This window comes from Paenibacillus sp. JNU01 (assembly GCF_059130585.1).
On the sequence record NZ_CP169723.1, the window covers coordinates 3,197,784 to 3,215,588 of the forward strand.

The 17,805-nt window shown below is 47.8% G+C and carries 9 protein-coding genes and 2 pseudogenes; all 11 read right to left on the minus strand.

Annotated features, from left to right (window positions below):
* Nucleotides 1–89: 89 nt before the first annotated feature.
* The 11 genes and pseudogenes from ligA to NLBNIHML_RS14080 all read right to left on the minus strand — a co-directional run bounded on the left by ligA (nucleotide 90) and on the right by NLBNIHML_RS14080 (nucleotide 17,341).
* Nucleotides 90–2,111: an NAD-dependent DNA ligase LigA gene (ligA, locus tag NLBNIHML_RS14030; RefSeq protein ID WP_494354566.1), complete on the minus strand. Its 2,022-nt coding sequence runs from the start codon at nucleotides 2,109–2,111 to the stop codon at nucleotides 90–92.
* 430 nt (nucleotides 2,112–2,541) lie between these two features.
* Nucleotides 2,542–4,896: a DNA helicase PcrA gene (pcrA, locus tag NLBNIHML_RS14035; RefSeq protein WP_339238044.1), complete on the minus strand. Its 2,355-nt coding sequence runs from the start codon at nucleotides 4,894–4,896 to the stop codon at nucleotides 2,542–2,544.
* Between the two features lie 383 nt (nucleotides 4,897–5,279).
* Nucleotides 5,280–5,975: a heptaprenylglyceryl phosphate synthase gene (gene pcrB, locus NLBNIHML_RS14040; protein WP_494354709.1), complete on the minus strand. Its 696-nt coding sequence runs from the start codon at nucleotides 5,973–5,975 to the stop codon at nucleotides 5,280–5,282.
* A 187-nt stretch (nucleotides 5,976–6,162) separates the two neighbouring features.
* Complete coding sequence (locus NLBNIHML_RS14045) at nucleotides 6,163–7,038, minus strand: phosphatidylinositol-specific phospholipase C/glycerophosphodiester phosphodiesterase family protein (protein WP_339238048.1); 876 nt, start codon at nucleotides 7,036–7,038, stop codon at nucleotides 6,163–6,165.
* Between the two features lie 133 nt (nucleotides 7,039–7,171).
* Complete coding sequence (rfbD, locus tag NLBNIHML_RS14050) at nucleotides 7,172–8,053, minus strand: dTDP-4-dehydrorhamnose reductase (protein ID WP_494354567.1); 882 nt, start codon at nucleotides 8,051–8,053, stop codon at nucleotides 7,172–7,174.
* Nucleotides 8,050–9,075, minus strand: coding sequence for a dTDP-glucose 4,6-dehydratase (rfbB, locus tag NLBNIHML_RS14055; RefSeq protein WP_339238052.1), 1,026 nt, complete (start codon nucleotides 9,073–9,075; stop codon nucleotides 8,050–8,052). The genes rfbD and rfbB overlap by 4 nt, the downstream gene beginning before the upstream one ends.
* 54 nt (nucleotides 9,076–9,129) lie before the next feature.
* On the minus strand, nucleotides 9,130–9,678 hold the full coding sequence (rfbC, locus tag NLBNIHML_RS14060; protein ID WP_339238054.1) for a dTDP-4-dehydrorhamnose 3,5-epimerase: 549 nt from the start codon (nucleotides 9,676–9,678) through the stop codon (nucleotides 9,130–9,132).
* 180 nt (nucleotides 9,679–9,858) lie between these two features.
* A complete protein-coding gene (gene galU, locus NLBNIHML_RS14065; protein WP_339238056.1) occupies nucleotides 9,859–10,737 on the minus strand; it encodes a UTP--glucose-1-phosphate uridylyltransferase GalU in 879 nt (292 codons plus the stop codon).
* A gap of 334 nt (nucleotides 10,738–11,071) precedes the next feature.
* Nucleotides 11,072–12,616 (minus strand): annotated as a pseudogene (locus tag NLBNIHML_RS14070) (DEAD/DEAH box helicase); the annotation flags it as partial.
* An 81-nt stretch (nucleotides 12,617–12,697) separates the two neighbouring features.
* Nucleotides 12,698–14,704: pseudogene (locus NLBNIHML_RS14075) on the minus strand (SNF2 helicase associated domain-containing protein); the annotation flags it as partial.
* Between the two features lie 123 nt (nucleotides 14,705–14,827).
* The gene (locus NLBNIHML_RS14080; RefSeq protein ID WP_494354568.1) at nucleotides 14,828–17,341 is read right to left on the minus strand and encodes a U32 family peptidase; all 2,514 of its coding nucleotides are present in this window, start codon (nucleotides 17,339–17,341) and stop codon (nucleotides 14,828–14,830) included.
* Between the last annotated feature and the right edge of the window lie 464 nt (nucleotides 17,342–17,805).

A 17,805-nucleotide genomic window follows, 5' to 3' on the forward strand; every position in this document is an offset into this window, starting at 1 on the left:
ATTAATCATTTCAATAACAGCAAAAGCCCCCGACCACGTTCCGTGTCTTCGGGGGCTTTCTTATAGAAACTCTTTTGTTCGTTTGTCCTCTAACCCTGTGGGTTCAAAAGGCGTACAAGTTCGTCCTCATCCTCAATCGTTGGAATACCGAGATCATGAGCTTTGGTCAATTTGCTACCTGCCTTCTCTCCGGCAATCACCAGATCTGTCTTTTTCGATACACTGCCAGTCACCTTCGCTCCGAGCGCCTCCAGTCTTTGCGTCGCCTCTTCCCGCGTCAATTGGTGCAGCGTTCCGGTCAGGACGACCGTTTTACCACTGAAGAAGGAATCTTCCACAACAACAACTTCTGACACCTCAGGTGCCTGGGCTTTCACACCCAAGTTGAGCATCTTCTCAATCGCAGCCTGTGTAAACGGATCTGCAAAGAAAGTTACGATACTCTCCGCCACAATACCACCAACGTCAGGTAGTTCAACCAATTCTTCTACAGTTGCATTCATAATGGCGTGCAGATCTCGGTAATGATCCGCAAGCATACGTGTGGTAGATTTACCTGTGTTCGGTATACCCAGTGAGTATAAGAACGAAGCCAGATCACGATCCTTACTGAGCTCTAGCGCAGCGAGAAGGTTGTTCGCTTTCTTTTCGCCAAACCGTTCCAGCTTCACCAGATCATCAAACTGTAACGTATACAGGTCAGCAGGCTCGCGCACGTTCAATTCATCGTACAGCTGAATCGCTGTTTTCTCACTGAATGTCTCAATGTCCATGGCATCACGGGAAGCAAAGTGGGAAATACGTGCCACCGTCTGTGGTTTACATGCCAGTCTGTTGTTACAGAACAAGTGCGCTCCACGTTGCTCGAGCGGGAATCCACATGCTGGGCACTGCTCAGGGAAGACGATCTCCTCGCCATCACTTTCCTCAGTCACTTTACCCAAAATTTCTGGAATGACATCATTGGATCGGCGAATAAAGACCCGAGTGCCCAGAGCAAACTTCAGATTTTTGCGCTCAATATCGCCAACATTGTTCAGGGTACAGTTCTGTACCGTTACCCCGGCAAGTTCAACCGGTTCTACGCGTGCCAGCGGAGTCACTTTGCCAGTACGTCCCACATTCCATACCACAGCATTAAGAACTGTCGTGGTCTCTTCTGCCTCGAATTTATATGCTACTGCCCAGCGAGGGAATTTATCGGTATAACCCAATACGTCGCGGGTACGCATGTCTGTAATTTTGATAACAGCTCCATCGATCAGATAGTCTAACTGACCCCGGTTCTCCTGAATCGCAGCCAATTGTTCCATCACATCATCAAACTCATGGAAATAAGTAATCGATGGATTCACCTTGAAACGGTTCTCACGCAAGAAGTCCATCATCTGCTGATGATTGGCGAACTGAATGTCATCCGAATAACCTACGTTATAGAAATAAGCATTCAGTCTACGCTCAGCCGTCGCCTTTGGATTCAGGTTACGCAGTGCTCCCGCTGCTGCATTCCGCGCATTCTTGAGCGGTTCTGCCGCTGTCTCGTTGTATCGCTCCAGGACAGACAGGTTCATGATACCTTCACCCTGTACTTCAATTGTGCCACTTGTGTAAGGAATTTTGAGCGGAACCGATCTGATCGTTCTTACTTGAGCCAAAATACCTTCGCCTACTGTACCGTTCCCTCGTGTAGAGGCTTGCACCAACTCACCGTTGGTGTACGTCAGGTTCAGCGTCAATCCGTCAAACTTCAACTCAATGACATAACCTGGTTCCGGTAAAGGCGTATCGGTATTTTTACTGTTATAATCATTAATCAGTTTCAGTACACGGGTATTCCAGCTGCGCAGCTGCTCAATATTCTGCGCTTTGTCCAGACTCCATAATGGGGATAAATGGCGATGTGGGGTAAACCCTTTGAGCAGTTCCCCACCCACACGCTGGGTTGGAGAATCAGGCAGAACCATGCCGCTTTCCTGTTCCAGCGTAACCAGTTCGTCGTACAGAAGATCATACTCCTTATCGCTGATCTGTGGCTGATCCATCGTGTAGTACTGATAATTATGCTGGTTCAGCTCGGTAACGAGTTGCTCCATCCGGTGCATCGGGTCCATACAGGGCCATCCCTCCGTTAATTTGATCTATATATGTAGAACGAACACTCCTATTGCACTTGAACAACGATAACAGAATAACTTTTCAATCACTGGTGTCACTATATAATTTCAATTAATGATTATCCACACTGACACTCCGATAACATAACAACTTTCCGATCGCTGTTATCTCCAGATTTCTTTTAATTCATGTTAAAAGGTAGAAATCAGGGGATAAAGGCGAACGCGTAGCTTCTACAAGTTATTTATGTTCTCTCCGTTACCGTGCCGATGTTACATTGAATTTATACAGATTTCTAATCATATCAGTAAAGTCAAGCTTAGAAATGACGTGACAAAAACCTTGGCTGATATGAGATGAAGAAGCAGTTTTCTTAGAAAAGTTATTTCTGTTCTCTCGCTAATCGTGCAAAAGGAAGTATCGTTCTTATTCTACTTTGGTAATTGGGGCAAAACCGGCAAGCAAACGTTTCACACCAACCGGAGCCGGGAATGCAATCTGCAGTTCGGTGTCATTCCCTGTCCCTTTGACTGCAACGATTGTGCCTGTCCCCCATTTGCCATGCTGCACTTTGTCTCCTGCCTTAAACCCTGCTTCACCATTCGAAGCTGCCGGCTTGGAAGCAGATGATGGCGTAGAGTATGTCGGGCGGGAAGTACTTGTAGTCACACGCGAAGTTGGCGTGGATGAGGTAGCAGATGAACCGCTCTTGCTTTGATGATCAAAGAGCTTGGTGCCACCACCGAAGTTACTTCCTCCACTGGAACCTAGTCCCCGTCCACCATATGAGCCGCCTCCGCTACTGCCACGGCGGTAACGATCACGAGCCATGGAAGTGTCTTCCTTCAGCTCATCCGGAATTTCGTCCAGGAAGCGGGAAGGTGGATTTGCGGTGGTACGTCCAAACAAGGTACGCATCTGTGCACACGACAGGAAGAGTTGCTCTTCTGCACGAGTAATCCCCACATAAGCAAGTCGGCGTTCTTCCTCCAACTCTTCATTATCCATAAAGGCACGGCTGTGCGGGAAGACTCCTTCCTCCATACCCACGATAAAGACAACCGGGAACTCCAGACCTTTGGCACTGTGCATGGTCATCAGGGTAACCGCATCGCTCTGATCCTCTTCATCATCGTTCATGCTGTCGATGTCCGCAATCAATGCAAGATCGGTGAGGAACGATACGAGCGTTTTGTCTTCATTATTTTTCTCAAATTCCATGGTTACCGACAGGAACTCATCAATGTTCTCGAGCCGTGCACGAGATTCGAGTGTATTTTCATTTTGCATCTCAAGACGATATTGACTCATCTCAAGGATCTTCTCGGTTAATTCAGTTACAGACAGATATTCTACCATCTGATGCAACGCAGCAATCATGTCATAGAACTCCACCAACGCATTACGCGTACGTCCAGCAAAACCAAGATCATCCACAACCTGTAGCACGCGGAAAATGGAAATTCCACGCTCTCCTGCCGCAGCCGCCAACTTCGCTACCGTTGTATCCCCAATGCTACGCTTCGGTACATTAATAATCCGGGTAAGACTGATATCATCGTCGGGGTTGGATAACAGGCGCAGATACGCCAGAATGTCCTTGATCTCTTTACGATCATAGAACTTGATGCCGCCGACAATCTGATACGGAATATCAGACTTGATCAGAATTTCCTCTATAACCCGGGACTGGGCGTTGGTACGGTACAAAATGGCATGGTTTTGATAGGATTTGCCGTTCTTCACATTTTTACTAATCTCGGAGGTTACAAAGTACCCCTCATCATGTTCAGAATCCGCACGGTACACCTTGATCTTCGAACCGCCCTCTTTGTCCGTCCACAGTTTCTTCGGTTTACGCCCTGTATTCAGGCCGATCACTTCATTCGCTGCATTCAGGATATTGGACGTAGAACGATAGTTCTGTTCCAGCAAAATCGTATTTGCTTCTGGATAGTCTTTCTCAAAGTTCAGGATATTGCTGATATCGGCCCCGCGCCAGCGATAGATCGACTGGTCACTATCCCCTACAACACAGATGCGGTGGTGACTGTCAGCAAGCATGCGGCACAGCATGTACTGTGCACGGTTCGTATCCTGATACTCGTCCACGTGAATATACTGGAATTTCTTTTGATAAAAGTCGAGGACTTCCGGTACTTCCTTGAACAGTTGAATCGTCTGCATAATAAGATCATCGAAATCGAGTGAGTTGTTGGCTCTTAACCGTTTCTGATACATCTTATATATTTTGGCTACAATACCCTCGAAATAGTCTCCTGCCTGCTTCTCATATTGCTCCGGACTGATCAGTTCATTCTTGGCCGTACTCATCATCGATTGAACTGCTTTGGGTTCAAATTTCTTGGTATCAATATTCTGGTCTTTCATACAGCTGCGAATAACAGATAATTGGTCCGATGAGTCCAGAATACTGAAGTTGGAGGTGAAGCCAATACGTTCAATATCTCGGCGCAAAATACGCACGCACATGGAGTGGAACGTGGATACCCAAATGTCGCGGCCCTGGGAGCCACCTACGAGTTGGGAAACCCGATCCTGCATCTCACGAGCGGCTTTGTTCGTAAAGGTAATTGCTAAAATGCCCCACGGGGGTGCTTTCCGTGTTGCAATGAGGTAGGCAATCCGGTGTGTCAGCACCCGGGTCTTGCCGGAGCCCGCTCCGGCCATAATCAGCAGCGGGCCATCCGTCGCCTCGACGGCTTGCCGTTGAGGGGTGTTAAGCCGTGCAACGGCATCATGTATATTTACAGGTTGCATGCATGCATGCTCCTTTCGTTGGTTGGTCTATAAAGCAAAATTAATAGGTTACACTCGCCACTCCGATGACAGAATAATCTTCCGATCGCTGTTATTCCCGGATTTTTCGATCTACTTTTTCAAAGGGGAAAATCCGGTAATAAAGGCGAACGCTCCGCTTCTCCAGCTTATTTCTGTCCTCTTCGTTCTCGTGTAAAAATTAGTTTAGCTTATATTTAAGGGTAGTAAAAAAAAAGAGAAAACTTCGTTTTTGTGTAAACATAGTTCCTTTATACGAATTTCCTACTCGTGTAAACGACATTACGCTCATATAACTTCTTAAACTTAGTAAGGGCAAAGTTCTATTTTAACAGATCATAAGGGGAAAATGGGGGAATGGTAAACTAAACCGTTTCATCGGTACCTTTTACGGCCAACACCGTCTCAAGTGCTTTGTTCAGATCACTATACAATATGTTACCTACAACGATGGTATCTGCCACCTGAGCAGCTTGGGCGGCTTTCTCCGGATCATCAATTCCGCCGCCGTAGATGAGATGTGCCCGCTCCAACTGTCTGTGTGTCTCACCAACAAGCTCCATATCTCCGAACGTTCCGCTGTACTCCATGTATACAATAGGAAGATGGAGCAGACGTTCCGCAGCCTGGGCATATGCCACCGCAGCTCCTGTCGTCAGATCCGTATCCGCACCCGTCAACCGCGCTACCGTGGAGTTTGCATTAAGCACAATATAACCCTCGGCAATCAGCAGATCCCATGGGATCAGATAACCGTAACGCTCTATAGCCTTCTGGTGGTGCCCAATCATCCATTTGCTGTCCGTTGCATTCAGCACCATCGGGATCAGATATCCGTCAAACCCGGGAACAACAGCCTCCAGATCGGATACTTCAAGCACACAGGGCAGCTCATAGCGACGCACACGGGACATCAGGTCTACCGTGTTATCATAGGTAATTCCTGAAGATCCACCGACGATAATTGCATCGGTCCCCGACATGCAGACCTGATCAAGTTCTTCGTCCGTAATCTCCCTGTCCGGGTCAAGCTTAAATACATGTCTCCACTGCTTAATCATGTCTATCAACGAACATTCCTCCAGAGGTTCTTCTGCATCCTAGAAAGCTTGTAAACTAAGTCTAAGTCAGCAGACAGTGAGTGTCAATGTTCGTATAAAAAGGGGAACAGAAAATCACAGACATTTCCCTGTTCTGGTATGGAAAAGCCTGTGATTTGGATTTTGTAATGATTGTAATTACGACATTTTACGGTTTCCAGGCAAACCGTGTATTCATCTCATCCAGTTCCTGCTCCGTCAGCACGTCCGAGTACACCCCATACACGCCCCACTTCTCATAGTTAGCCACCTGTTCAGTGTCATTGATGGTGTGCACGTAAGTAACTGAGCCTGCACTATTAAGCTTGGCGACAAAATTCTGGTTTACTTTATATTCCGGCATGGTCACGGCATCAATATCATTTTTTTGCACAAAATCAACAACCTGATCTTCTGTATCCTGTGTGGCGTATAACGTATAGATAATGGAAGGGAATGCATAGACTTCTTTCACCGTTTCAAGCATGGGTTCGTTGTAGATCTGTACAACCACGCGATCAAGCACGGAGGGATCATGTTCTTTGGCAGCATCCACGAGGGATCTTAACACCTGCTGTATATCTTCATCCTTCTGTTCTTTGGTATCGGTTACGATATACATATCCGGGTATTTAGCCAGTACATCTATAATGCCGTCGGCATCCATGGGTTGGTACATACCCAGAATAGGCGTATTCATGAACTCATCATGTGTCAGCGCCCCGGCTTGTTTTTCCTCGGGAAGCTCTTGGTCCTGTCCTAGCATTTTACTCATATTAGCGGTCCACTCATGTCTGGCTACGGCTTTGCGATCCGAGGTCAGCATAAAGTCGATCTCAAAAACACGTGTGCCTTTCTCGTAATTGGCAATCATCGCTTCATAGGCGTTGGTATATGGTTGATCCCGAATGCTGCCCATCGCATGGGCAATTAATCTATAAGCGGTAAATCCGTCCCGTTGTTCCTCACTCTCGCTTTCATAGGCGAAAAAGAGTGTGCCCACGGTAACGATCAGTAGTATTAACACGGCGGCAATGCGTTTCATATCACATTCACATCCTCAGTACCTTTTTGTTAGCTAACTACCCGAATTGAGGAGATGTAAAACAAAATAGCCGCTTGAAGGCGGCTGTTAAATAGAGGATATATTTTAGATAAATCGCGGACCATCAACATGCTCAGTCCTTTTGCTGTGCACTCAACTCATTCAAAAATGCAATCAGCGCCTCACGCCAGTGTCTCAGAGGTTGCAGACCGTTCGTTCGAATCGCCAAATGATCCATGACCGAGTATGCAGGACGAGGGGCAGGACGCGGAAACTGTTCAGTTGTGCATGGTGTAAGTTCGGCTGTAGGCTCGAATACACTCTGCTTACTGGCTTCTTCTCTTATTACCTTTGCAAACTCGTACCATGTGCAAGTTCCTGAATTGGAAGCATGATAGATGCCATACTTTTCACTTACGGAAAGGAGATGGATGAATCGGGCAAGATCCACCGTATAGGTAGGTGAACCTTGTTGGTCATGAACCACTTGAAGTTGTGGACGCTTCACCATAAGTTCCAGCATGGTTTTGACAAAATTATTGCCATGCACGCCAAACACCCATGATGTTCGAATGATAAACCATTGCGTACACAAACTTTGAACCAGCCGTTCCCCGGCAAGCTTCGACTTGCCATAAACACCCTGTGGATTCGTTACATCGTACTCCTGGTATGGTGTGCTCCCGCTCCCATCGAATACATAATCGGTACTGATATATACCAGCTTTGCTTTCACACTCTCGGCGGCAACTGCAATATTTCTAGTACCTGATGCATTGATTGCGAATGCTGTATCCTCATCTGCCTCAGCCTGATCGACAGCCGTAAAAGCAGCGCAATGAATAATGATGTGCGGTCGGAACGTTGTAATTATATCTGTGCACTGCTGTTGATCGGTAATATCCATCTGCTTCTTGTCACAGGCCAATACCTGATGACCCTCTGCTTCGAAGGTCTTCACCACATCATAACCCAGCTGTCCGGCTGCGCCAGTCACCATAACTCTATAATTCATTTGGATGAATCACCCATCCGTTTACCGTACTGAAGCTGAACATAGTCCTGATATGTGCCTGATTGAATTCTCGTCCACCAGTCTTGATGCTTCAGATACCATTGGATCGTCTCCTTGATCCCTGTCTCAAAATTGTGGGCGGGTTGCCAGCCAAGCTCTGTACGTATCTTGGTAGGATCTATACCGTAACGTCGGTCATGTCCCAACCGATCTTGTACATATTGTATCAAACTCGCTGGCTTACCCAGTTGCTCCAATACGCTCTCCACAATGTATATATTTGTACGTTCATTATTACCACCAATGTTGTACACTTCTCCAGATTGTCCATTATGAATTACCAGATCAATCGCGCTACAGTGATCCTCGACATAAAGCCAGTCACGAATATTGAGCCCGTCACCATATACCGGAATGGCTTCATCATTCAATGCCCGGGATATAATCAGCGGAATCAGTTTCTCCGGGAATTGAAAAGGCCCATAGTTATTGGAGCAACGTGTAATATTTACGGGAAGTCCAAATGTTTCATGATAGGCTCTTACAAGCAGGTCCCCGCCAGCTTTACTTGCAGAGTAAGGACTGTTTGGCATCAAAGGTGTATTTTCAGTAAATAAACCTGTTGGACCTAGTGATCCATATACCTCATCCGTCGATACCTGAACAAATTTGGTGACTTGATATTTCTTTGCCGCATCCAGCAGAACCTGAGTACCCATCACATTGGTACGTACAAAGATATCCGGGGACAGAATACTTCGATCCACATGAGACTCGGCAGCGAAATTCACAACCACATCGATGCCTTGGGAAAAAACAGTTTCCATCTGCTGTACATCTGCAATATCTGCTTGGATGAAGGTATATCGGGGATTGGACTCTACCGTATGCAAGTTCTCCAAGTTCCCCGCATACGTTAATGCATCCACATTGATAATCTCATAACTCGGATGTTCACGAAGCATATATAGCACAAAGTTGCTGCCGATAAATCCGGCCCCACCCGTAACCAGTAGTTTCATGCTGTCACTCTCCCTCTGCCTCCAGATACAGAAGTATCTGAATAGTCTGATTAATTAGTCGAAATTCAGTTCAGCATCTTTCAGTAAAGGATGCTTCTGATCCTTCTCCGATAATATAGGTTTCGTCACAGGCCAATCAATGGCGAGTGCCGGATCGTTCCACAGAATTCCACGGTCATGTTCAGGAGAATAATAGGCGTCCACCTTATAAGTTACCTGGGAATGAGGCACCAAGGTACAGAATCCATGAGCAAAGCCATGAGGAACAAGCAGCTGCCGCTGGTTATACTCACTTAGAATGACACTTTTCCATTGACCAAAGGTAGGGGATGAAGTGCGGACATCCACGATCACATCATATATAGCCCCAGATATAACCCTCACCAATTTAGTTTGCGCTTTGGGCTGAAGCTGGTAATGAAGCCCACGTAAAACACCTGCTTCAGCCGACAAGGATTGATTGTCCTGAATAAAGACGTGCTGTATTCCCTGTTCATGCAGAACCTGCTCATTATAACTCTCCATAAAATATCCACGGTGATCACCATAAATCTTGGGTTCCAAGATGGCAGCGCCATCCATAAACAGCGGAAGTACCTTCATGACATCCCTCCGTTTTGCTGTTGACATCATTTCTTCATATTGACTATGTATATGTAAAGTGTCAGGTAAGTGTTTGTTCATTGGCCTGTATAATCCTCATATTTACCCTTCCATAAAATAAATTAAAGCCCAGCCGCGATATCATTCTTCGGCTGGACTTCAAGGACATGCAGTAACCAATTATTGACCCTTTACAACCTGTTCCAAATACTTCAAAAGATCTTTCCGCAGATCCGGGCGCTGCAATGCGTAGTGAATCGACGTTTCGATAAAACCCAACTTCTCACCAACATCATGACGCAGTCCATCAAAATGATACGCGATAATCTGCCGCTGTTCATTCAATCGGGATAAGGCATCCGTGAGCTGAATTTCGCCCCCAACGCCAGCAGATTGTTGACCTAGTATTTCAAAAATATCCGGTGTAAGAATGTAACGTCCCATAATAGCCAGGTTGGATGGAGAATCTTCAGTTTTTGGTTTCTCAATTAGGCGGCGAGCACGAAAGACACGATCATCGGTAGGGGTCAACAACTCTCCGTCCACAATCCCGTAGCGAGATACCTCATTCCAATCAACTGGCTGTACACCAACAATCGGAGATTGCAATTCATCGTAGACCTCGATCATCTGCCTCAGACAGGGATGGTCCGATTCCACGATGTCGTCCCCTAGCAGGACGGCAAAAGGCTCGTTGCCGATAAACTTGCGGGCGCACCAGATGGCGTGACCAAGTCCCTTCGGTTCCTTTTGACGGATATAATGGATATCTGCCATCTCGGAGGGTTTACGTACTTCGTTAAGCAAGTCCCACTTCTGTTTGTCCGCCAGGTTCTGCTCCAGCTCAAACGAATAGTCGAAGTGATCTTCGATGGCCCGCTTCCCTTTACCTGTCACAATAATGATATCTTCAATACCTGAAGCAACGGCTTCTTCAATAATGTACTGGATCGTTGGCTTGTCCACGATGGGCAGCATTTCCTTAGGCATCGCCTTGGTGGCAGGCAGAAACCGGGTACCCAGCCCTGCGGCTGGAATAATCGCTTTGCGAATACGCACACGAACCTACTCCTTTTGCTAAACAAGTTGAACTAAAAGTTATTTACACTGACACTACGATAACAGAACAACCTTCCGATCGCTGTTATCCCCCGATTTTTTAATTCACTTTTACAAAGGTTAAAATCTGGTAATAACATATGCTTCCGATGCAGCTTTCTTTCAGAAAGCTTTTAGGCGAAGTGTACGCTTTCGAAGTAGCTTTCTTGCAGAAAGCTTGTAGCTCCGCTTCTCCAGTTTTTTCTGTCCTCTACGTTTCTCGTGTAAATCATTAGTCCATCTTGTATAGTTTCATATATTTAATGATTCTTATTGCTACGATGCTTGGACTTCATTATACCATCAACAATTCGCGAATATCCTGTTCGGATAAGGTTGTTGATCCGCCGTCTCCCGGCTCAATCACTTCGGCAATCAAGTCCTTCTTCCGTTGCTGGAGTTCCAGAATCTTCTCTTCGATTGTACCTTCGGTAACCAAGCGGATGACTTGCACCACCTGTTTCTGTCCCATACGATGGGCACGGCCAATCGCCTGTTCTTCCACCGCGGGATTCCACCACAGATCATATAATATAACGGTATCTGCCCCTGTTAAGTTGAGTCCGGTCCCTCCAGCTTTCAGGGAGATTAAGAATAGTTCAGCTTCACCCTCATTAAATCTGTGGCACATCTCCACACGGCTCTGCGCCGGGGTCTGACCATCGAGGTAAAACAGGTTTTTTCCCTGTGCCGCGAGTGTCTGACGAATCAGGTTCAACATGCTCGCGAATTGGGAGAAAATAAGAATACGTTTGCCTGCGGCCAAACAATCCTCGACCGTTTCAAGCAACTGCTCCATTTTCCCAGAATCGCCTTGATAGCCTTCGACAAAGAGGGCCGGATGGCAGCACAACTGACGCAAACGGGTGATGCCTGCTAGAATTTTGATACGATTCTTCTGGAATCCATTATCCTCCATGTCCTTCGATGCTTCATCCTGAAGCTGGGAAAGGTATGCGGCGTACAGTTTCTTCTGTTCAACCGTAAGCTCTGACCGCTGTACCGTTTCAATTCGATCAGGCAATTCTTCCAACACATCCTTCTTCAGACGGCGCAAAATAAACGGACGTACCATCCGCGAGATCCGTTCCGGTGGAAGGTCGCGGAATCTTCTGTAGCTTGGAAACAGTCCAGGGAATACCGCTTCGAAAATGGACCACAATTCATCCAGCGAGTTCTCCACAGGTGTGCCTGTGAGTGCAAAACGGCGCGGTGCCTGAATTTGTTTCACTGCCTGTGCAGTCTGGGAAGAAGCATTTTTAATCGCCTGAGCTTCATCCAGAATGAGTGTATGAAATGTTCGGCCAAGGTAGGTGTCCAGATCCCGACGTAACAAAGGATACGATGTCACAATCACATCTACCTCATCCATGCCTGAAAGCATATTGGCTCGTTCTTCTTTCTGCCCGGCTGCGATCAAGACGTTCAGATGCGGGGCAAACCTCGCAAACTCATTCGCCCAGTTATAGGTCAGCGAAGCAGGGGCCACGACAAGTACCGGAGGATGAATAACCTTCGTTCGGACCGTCAATCCATCCTGCTGCATCGTGGACCATGAGCCATCCGTATTCTCTGAAGTCATCTTATCCAAAGGGAGCCCAGTTTCGGGATCAATGCCGGCAGTCGCCAACGTTTCACCGCCCCATAATGAGCCACTCTCCCGGTATTTATCAACGTCCGCATTGTCCGTATTGTACTCGGGCTTCTCTTGAAGTACCGCTGTGATATAGGCGATGCTTTGCAACGTTTTGCCAAGTCCCATATCATCCGCCAGAATGCCGCCAAACCGATAATAAGCGAGGGTACGCAGCCACTGGTATCCGCTGTTCTGATAGTCCCGCAGTATGGAGGTCAGAGGCCCCGGTAATGCAAAATCCATCCGCTCGGGATCTCGGAGATCATCAAGGAAACGTTTCAGAGAACCTCCCCACTTCACATGTCCTGAAACCTCATCCCTGCCTGGCAATTGCAACGCCCGAACAGCTGGCAGCCGGATATGGCTGCTCTTGATGTCATCTGCTCCAAGTCCAAGCGAATCAGCCATGTGAGCGAAGCTGTCTGCACCTTCATTTTCAAGCGAGAGAAAGACACCGCTCTTGAGACGGAAATATGGTTTCTTTTCCACAATGCGGCGCATGAGTTCCTGAAGTTCCTCTTCGTCCACACCTTCCATCTCAAATGAAATCTCCAGCCAGTCCAATCCTCTTCCCAAATCTGCTCGTACTTTCGGCGGTGTTGGATAGGATTGCACCATCGCCTTCACAGCATTTGGCATATAGATATCGACCTGTTTCTCAAGCTCAGGCAACAGATGATACATGACATCATAGATCGCATCTTCGCGTTCGCTCGCCCAGACACTACCCTCCCTTTCGAGAAAGGATCGATCAAGCCGCTCAATCAAGTTCCGTTCTTTATATCGATCACGCACCAAAATAACCTTTTTCTCTTCTTCATCTATCAAGTACTCTGCCAGCGGATTAATAACCATGACCTCATAGTCGAATTCCAGACGTGCTGTAATACGTTCGCGGTAGAAGTCGATGTATAACTTCGGTCTAAGTTCCGGTTCCGCGATCTGTTCACGCACCTGCGAATCAATGGACAGATGTCCAAGCGTACGCAGTTCAGGCACGACATGTTGCACAAATTCATCCACCTGCTGGGTCGAAATATCAATGCTCTCCTTAATCCCATATGAAGTGAGTGCCGCACTCAAGTCCTCCAGACTTCGCATCTGCATCGGCTCCAACATATGCAACTGTCCTTCCACCACAGCAGCATCATAAGCAGGGAGAAGAATCAGCTCGCGCAGTCCCGAAATTTCAAGCTGATACCCTTCATTCGTTCCTTGGGCAATCCGGTAAAACAAAGGTAATACACCCTCACCGAGCGTGAGTGGCCCATTGGCAAATCCTGTACCCTCCATCCGACTGTCGGCCTGTAGTAGCAATTCCAGCAATGGCTTCCATACGAGCGGAGCAATCAGTATATCCCGTCCGTCCGACGCTCCCAAATAACCGGAGATAGATTGGCGATAGGCCTCTTCACTCTGTCTCATTCGAATGAGCATCGAGAGAATGGCCTGATCCTGCGGATTGAACACATGCATCAATGGATCATAGTGGAACAGCTTGGTAAATGCCATCGGCTCGCCCTTTTCAATGCAATTCAGGAACTGCTTTACTTTCTGCACCACATACAGACGTTTGTTACCCACTTTCAATTCAAGAGCAAGTTTCCCACCACCCTTGTGAACCTGTGTCAGCTTGCATATAAACTGGACCTGCAATTCTTCCCGCAGGGAGGAACGGCTGACAGGAGCCGTGTACTTACGATCCTTTCCATGCAGTGGTCTCCGATCCTTGGCAAACATGGACAGAATCTGATCTGCCGTACGGTACGAAGGTTTATCTGCCGAGCGGCCCCACCCCGAAGCTGAACTTGGACGACCTGCTTGGGCAAAGTGAACGGGCGGATGCTCTGAAGGATCATCCAGTTGCTCTCGTTGTGAATAAGACTGGGGGCGCTCCCACTTGCTCTCTTCGACCAGCGTCCCAACCCTGGACTTGGAACCTATGCTAGAACTGGTATTGACGCCTTGACCTGTAGCAGATTGAGCAGGCTTCCCAGATTCAATTGTGACATTACGCTCCTGTTGCTCACCCCATTCGTGAATAGCCAACAGGACAGCAGCCACATGTTTACAATAGTCATAATGCCTGCCGTCACCCGGACAACTGCAGCCTGCCACAACCTCTCCCGTTTCATCTATATCCACCGTTACCTGATAGCGCTCCGATCCACGTACCTGTGCTTCATAATGAAGCTGATCCTTACTGACCACCAGATTGGTCACCCTGCCAGATTGGTTATAATCTTCTCCGCGCTTGAATGCCGTGACCCCGCACAGCAATTTGATATCCATAATTGTGAATGGCGCCACGCTTCTTCGCCTCCTGTGTCATGATGTAAAAAAACCCCAAGAGCTCCTTAAAGCAGAGATTGGGGTTCCTTCATGCTGTAACTGTTGTTGTACCATACAATCTAATTATTTCACCAATTGACCACGTGTAACACCCAGTTGGTTCGTTGCTTTGAGTGTTTTCCAAACTTGTGTACCACTGATCTCCCCGCGCAGTGCACGGTTGTACAGATCAATGACTTCGCGCACCTGATCCGGTGTCTCTTCCAGGAACTCCACACGGTAACGCGATACACCCAGATCCATAAAGTTGGTCAGATACTCGGCACCTGACTGCTCCACTGCATTGTATACCGTATTGCGGCAACCTTCATCCACACGTACCGGGTGGGACATACCAATTCGGTCTTGCAGGGATGCACGTTGTTCCTCACAAGGACGACCACAGTTCGTATAGTCCGTTCCTTCACTCATAAACGTACAATACACACAGTGCTCGGTATGGAACATCGGTAGATGCTGATGGATAACCACTTCGGTCTGACTTGTACGGGAGTGGCCCAGCAAATCAACCATTTGTTGAATGTTCAGGTCATAGGATGGCGTAATCCAGTCACATCCGGCTTCCAGGAACAATTCAACGGCTTTGTGATTGGCGATGTTCAATGAGAAGTCGCCGATCAGTTCCGGGTGCGTTGCATCCGGGTTTTCCATACGGTGGCGCAGGTAGAAGTACAGTGCACCTGTATTACGTACCAATACCGCATCCGGCTTCAGACGCAAGATATTGTTGTGATAACCGTTCTCCCCAGGCATGTGAATACGCGGTGTTGCCAGCGCGATCTTGCGACCAGCGGCATGCACAGCTTCCACAGCTGCCGGGAACTGCTTGATAAACTCGAAGTCGGCATAGATCATGCCGATTCCTGCTTCAATCGCTGCCTCCACTTGTGGCAGGCTGCGACAGAGCGCGGTCAACTCGGCTTGACCGCGAGCGACTGGCGATGCCGGTTTAACCGAATCGCCGTACACATCGACCACCCGTTTCACGTAGACAGGTGGTTTAGGACGTTCACCCGCAAGTTGTTCTACAGCCTGACGGCGAATGTTATTCAACTCGCGCATCGGGATGATGACATCACCGTGCAAGTTGACGTCCATTCCCTCCAACTGGAACACGGTGCCTCCCAGACGTCCGAACTGCTCTTCGAGCAATTCATGCGTCATTGGACGCTTCTGTGCGATGTCCAGTTCCATCTCGGAATCAATCCGGACGGTTGTGCCTTTCTGCACGTCTGTCCACCAAGTGCTAAGCGGCTGGCCTGGGCTGCCGATGACCTTCACCTTCACGGGGAATACACGGAACGGTTTCTCGGTCTCAAAGCTTTGACGCAGACGTTTGTCCAGCGCCGGGTCATTCGTTTTCCACACTTTGTCGCCAACTTTCACGCGGCGCAGATCCACGTCACTGCGGCCTGGTACAACGTCAACGATCCAGCCCTCTTCGGCTTCGCCTTCGAGTTTTACACCTTTGCGACGTACATCGTATACCCGTCCGCCTTCTTCCTTCTTCGTTGGGTCTCCAGCGTCAAATACGATCCCGTCTCCACGTTTCACGGGTGCATCCAGCTTCAGGACCACACCATCGCGCAACACTTGATCCACACGACCAAGGTAGACACCACGGCTTTTCGGGAACGTTCCATCCACCAGTTCTTTATTATTCGTACCGCTCAGGAAACCATGCGTGAATCCACGGGAGAAGCTTTGCTGCAATTCGCGAACTTCTTCCTTGCTTGGCGGTGTGTTATCTCCATCAAAATAACGGTCAATCGCTTTACGATATTTGCTTACCACGTTTGCTACGTATTCCGGCGTTTTGAGACGTCCTTCAATTTTGAAAGAAGTCACTCCTGCTTCGATCAGTTCCGGCATCAGATCAATCGCTGCCAGATCCTTCGGAGACAACAGATAGGCTACATCACCCATCGGCTTGTGCACTCCATCCACCATTAGATCGTATGGAAGACGACAAGCTTGTGCGCACTCCCCGCGGTTCGCCGAACGTCCTCCCCACATTTCGGAAGTCAGACATTGCCCCGAGTAGGATACACACAATGCACCATGAACGAATACTTCCATGGGAAGCTTCGCCTGTTCACCGATCTTCTGGATCTGCTTCAGGTTGTTCTCCCGTCCCAGGACGACACGTTCCATATCAAACGGCTTCGTAAACTCGACCGCTTCCGGTGACGTAATCGTCATCTGTGTTGAACCGTGAATCGGGAAATCCGGCGAGATCTCGCGGATCATCTTCACCAGACCCAAATCCTGAACAATTACAGCGTCTACACCAGCATCGACACATGCATCAATCAGTTCTTTGGCATCCGTCAATTCATTTTCAAAAATCAATATATTAAAGGTCAAAAAACCTTTTACGCCATAACTGTGCAAAAACGCCATAATCTCCGGCAGCTCGTCCATGCGGAAATTGTTCGCCCGTGCCCGTGCATTAAACTTTTCGACTCCGAAGAAAATTGCATCTGCGCCATTGGCTACCGCCGAACGCATACAATCCCAGTCACCAGCAGGTGCCAGAAGTTCAACGTCTTCTCTTCGTATTGTTGCTGTTTTCATGTAGATCCTCCCCATAGCCGGCTATCCGCCGGATTTCATCCCTATATCCTTAAACGCCTGAACATACCAAGCTTGAGACTGCACCTTATCGGGTACACCTACATTGTCACGGTATTTACTATATCTATCTATTATGTCTGTATTGCCTGAACTCCAAGCTTACAGTCATTCATATTCACCAGATCAGCAGTCATAACTCCTGAACTAGTATAGTGTACCACTTCTGCACCGACTCTTCTACGTTTTCCTGAAAAAACCGTTTACCATTTTCATTTCCATTAAGATTTACACTAGGCACTCCGATTGCAGTACCATCTTCCGATCGCTCGATAAACGCGTAGCCTATACTTCCGATGAAGCTTTCCTTCAGAAAGCTTGTAGCTTCGCTTCTTCAGATCGGTTCTGCACTCTTCGTCCCAGTGTAAATATTTAATTTATCTTATAAAGGAAACAAATAAGCCGGA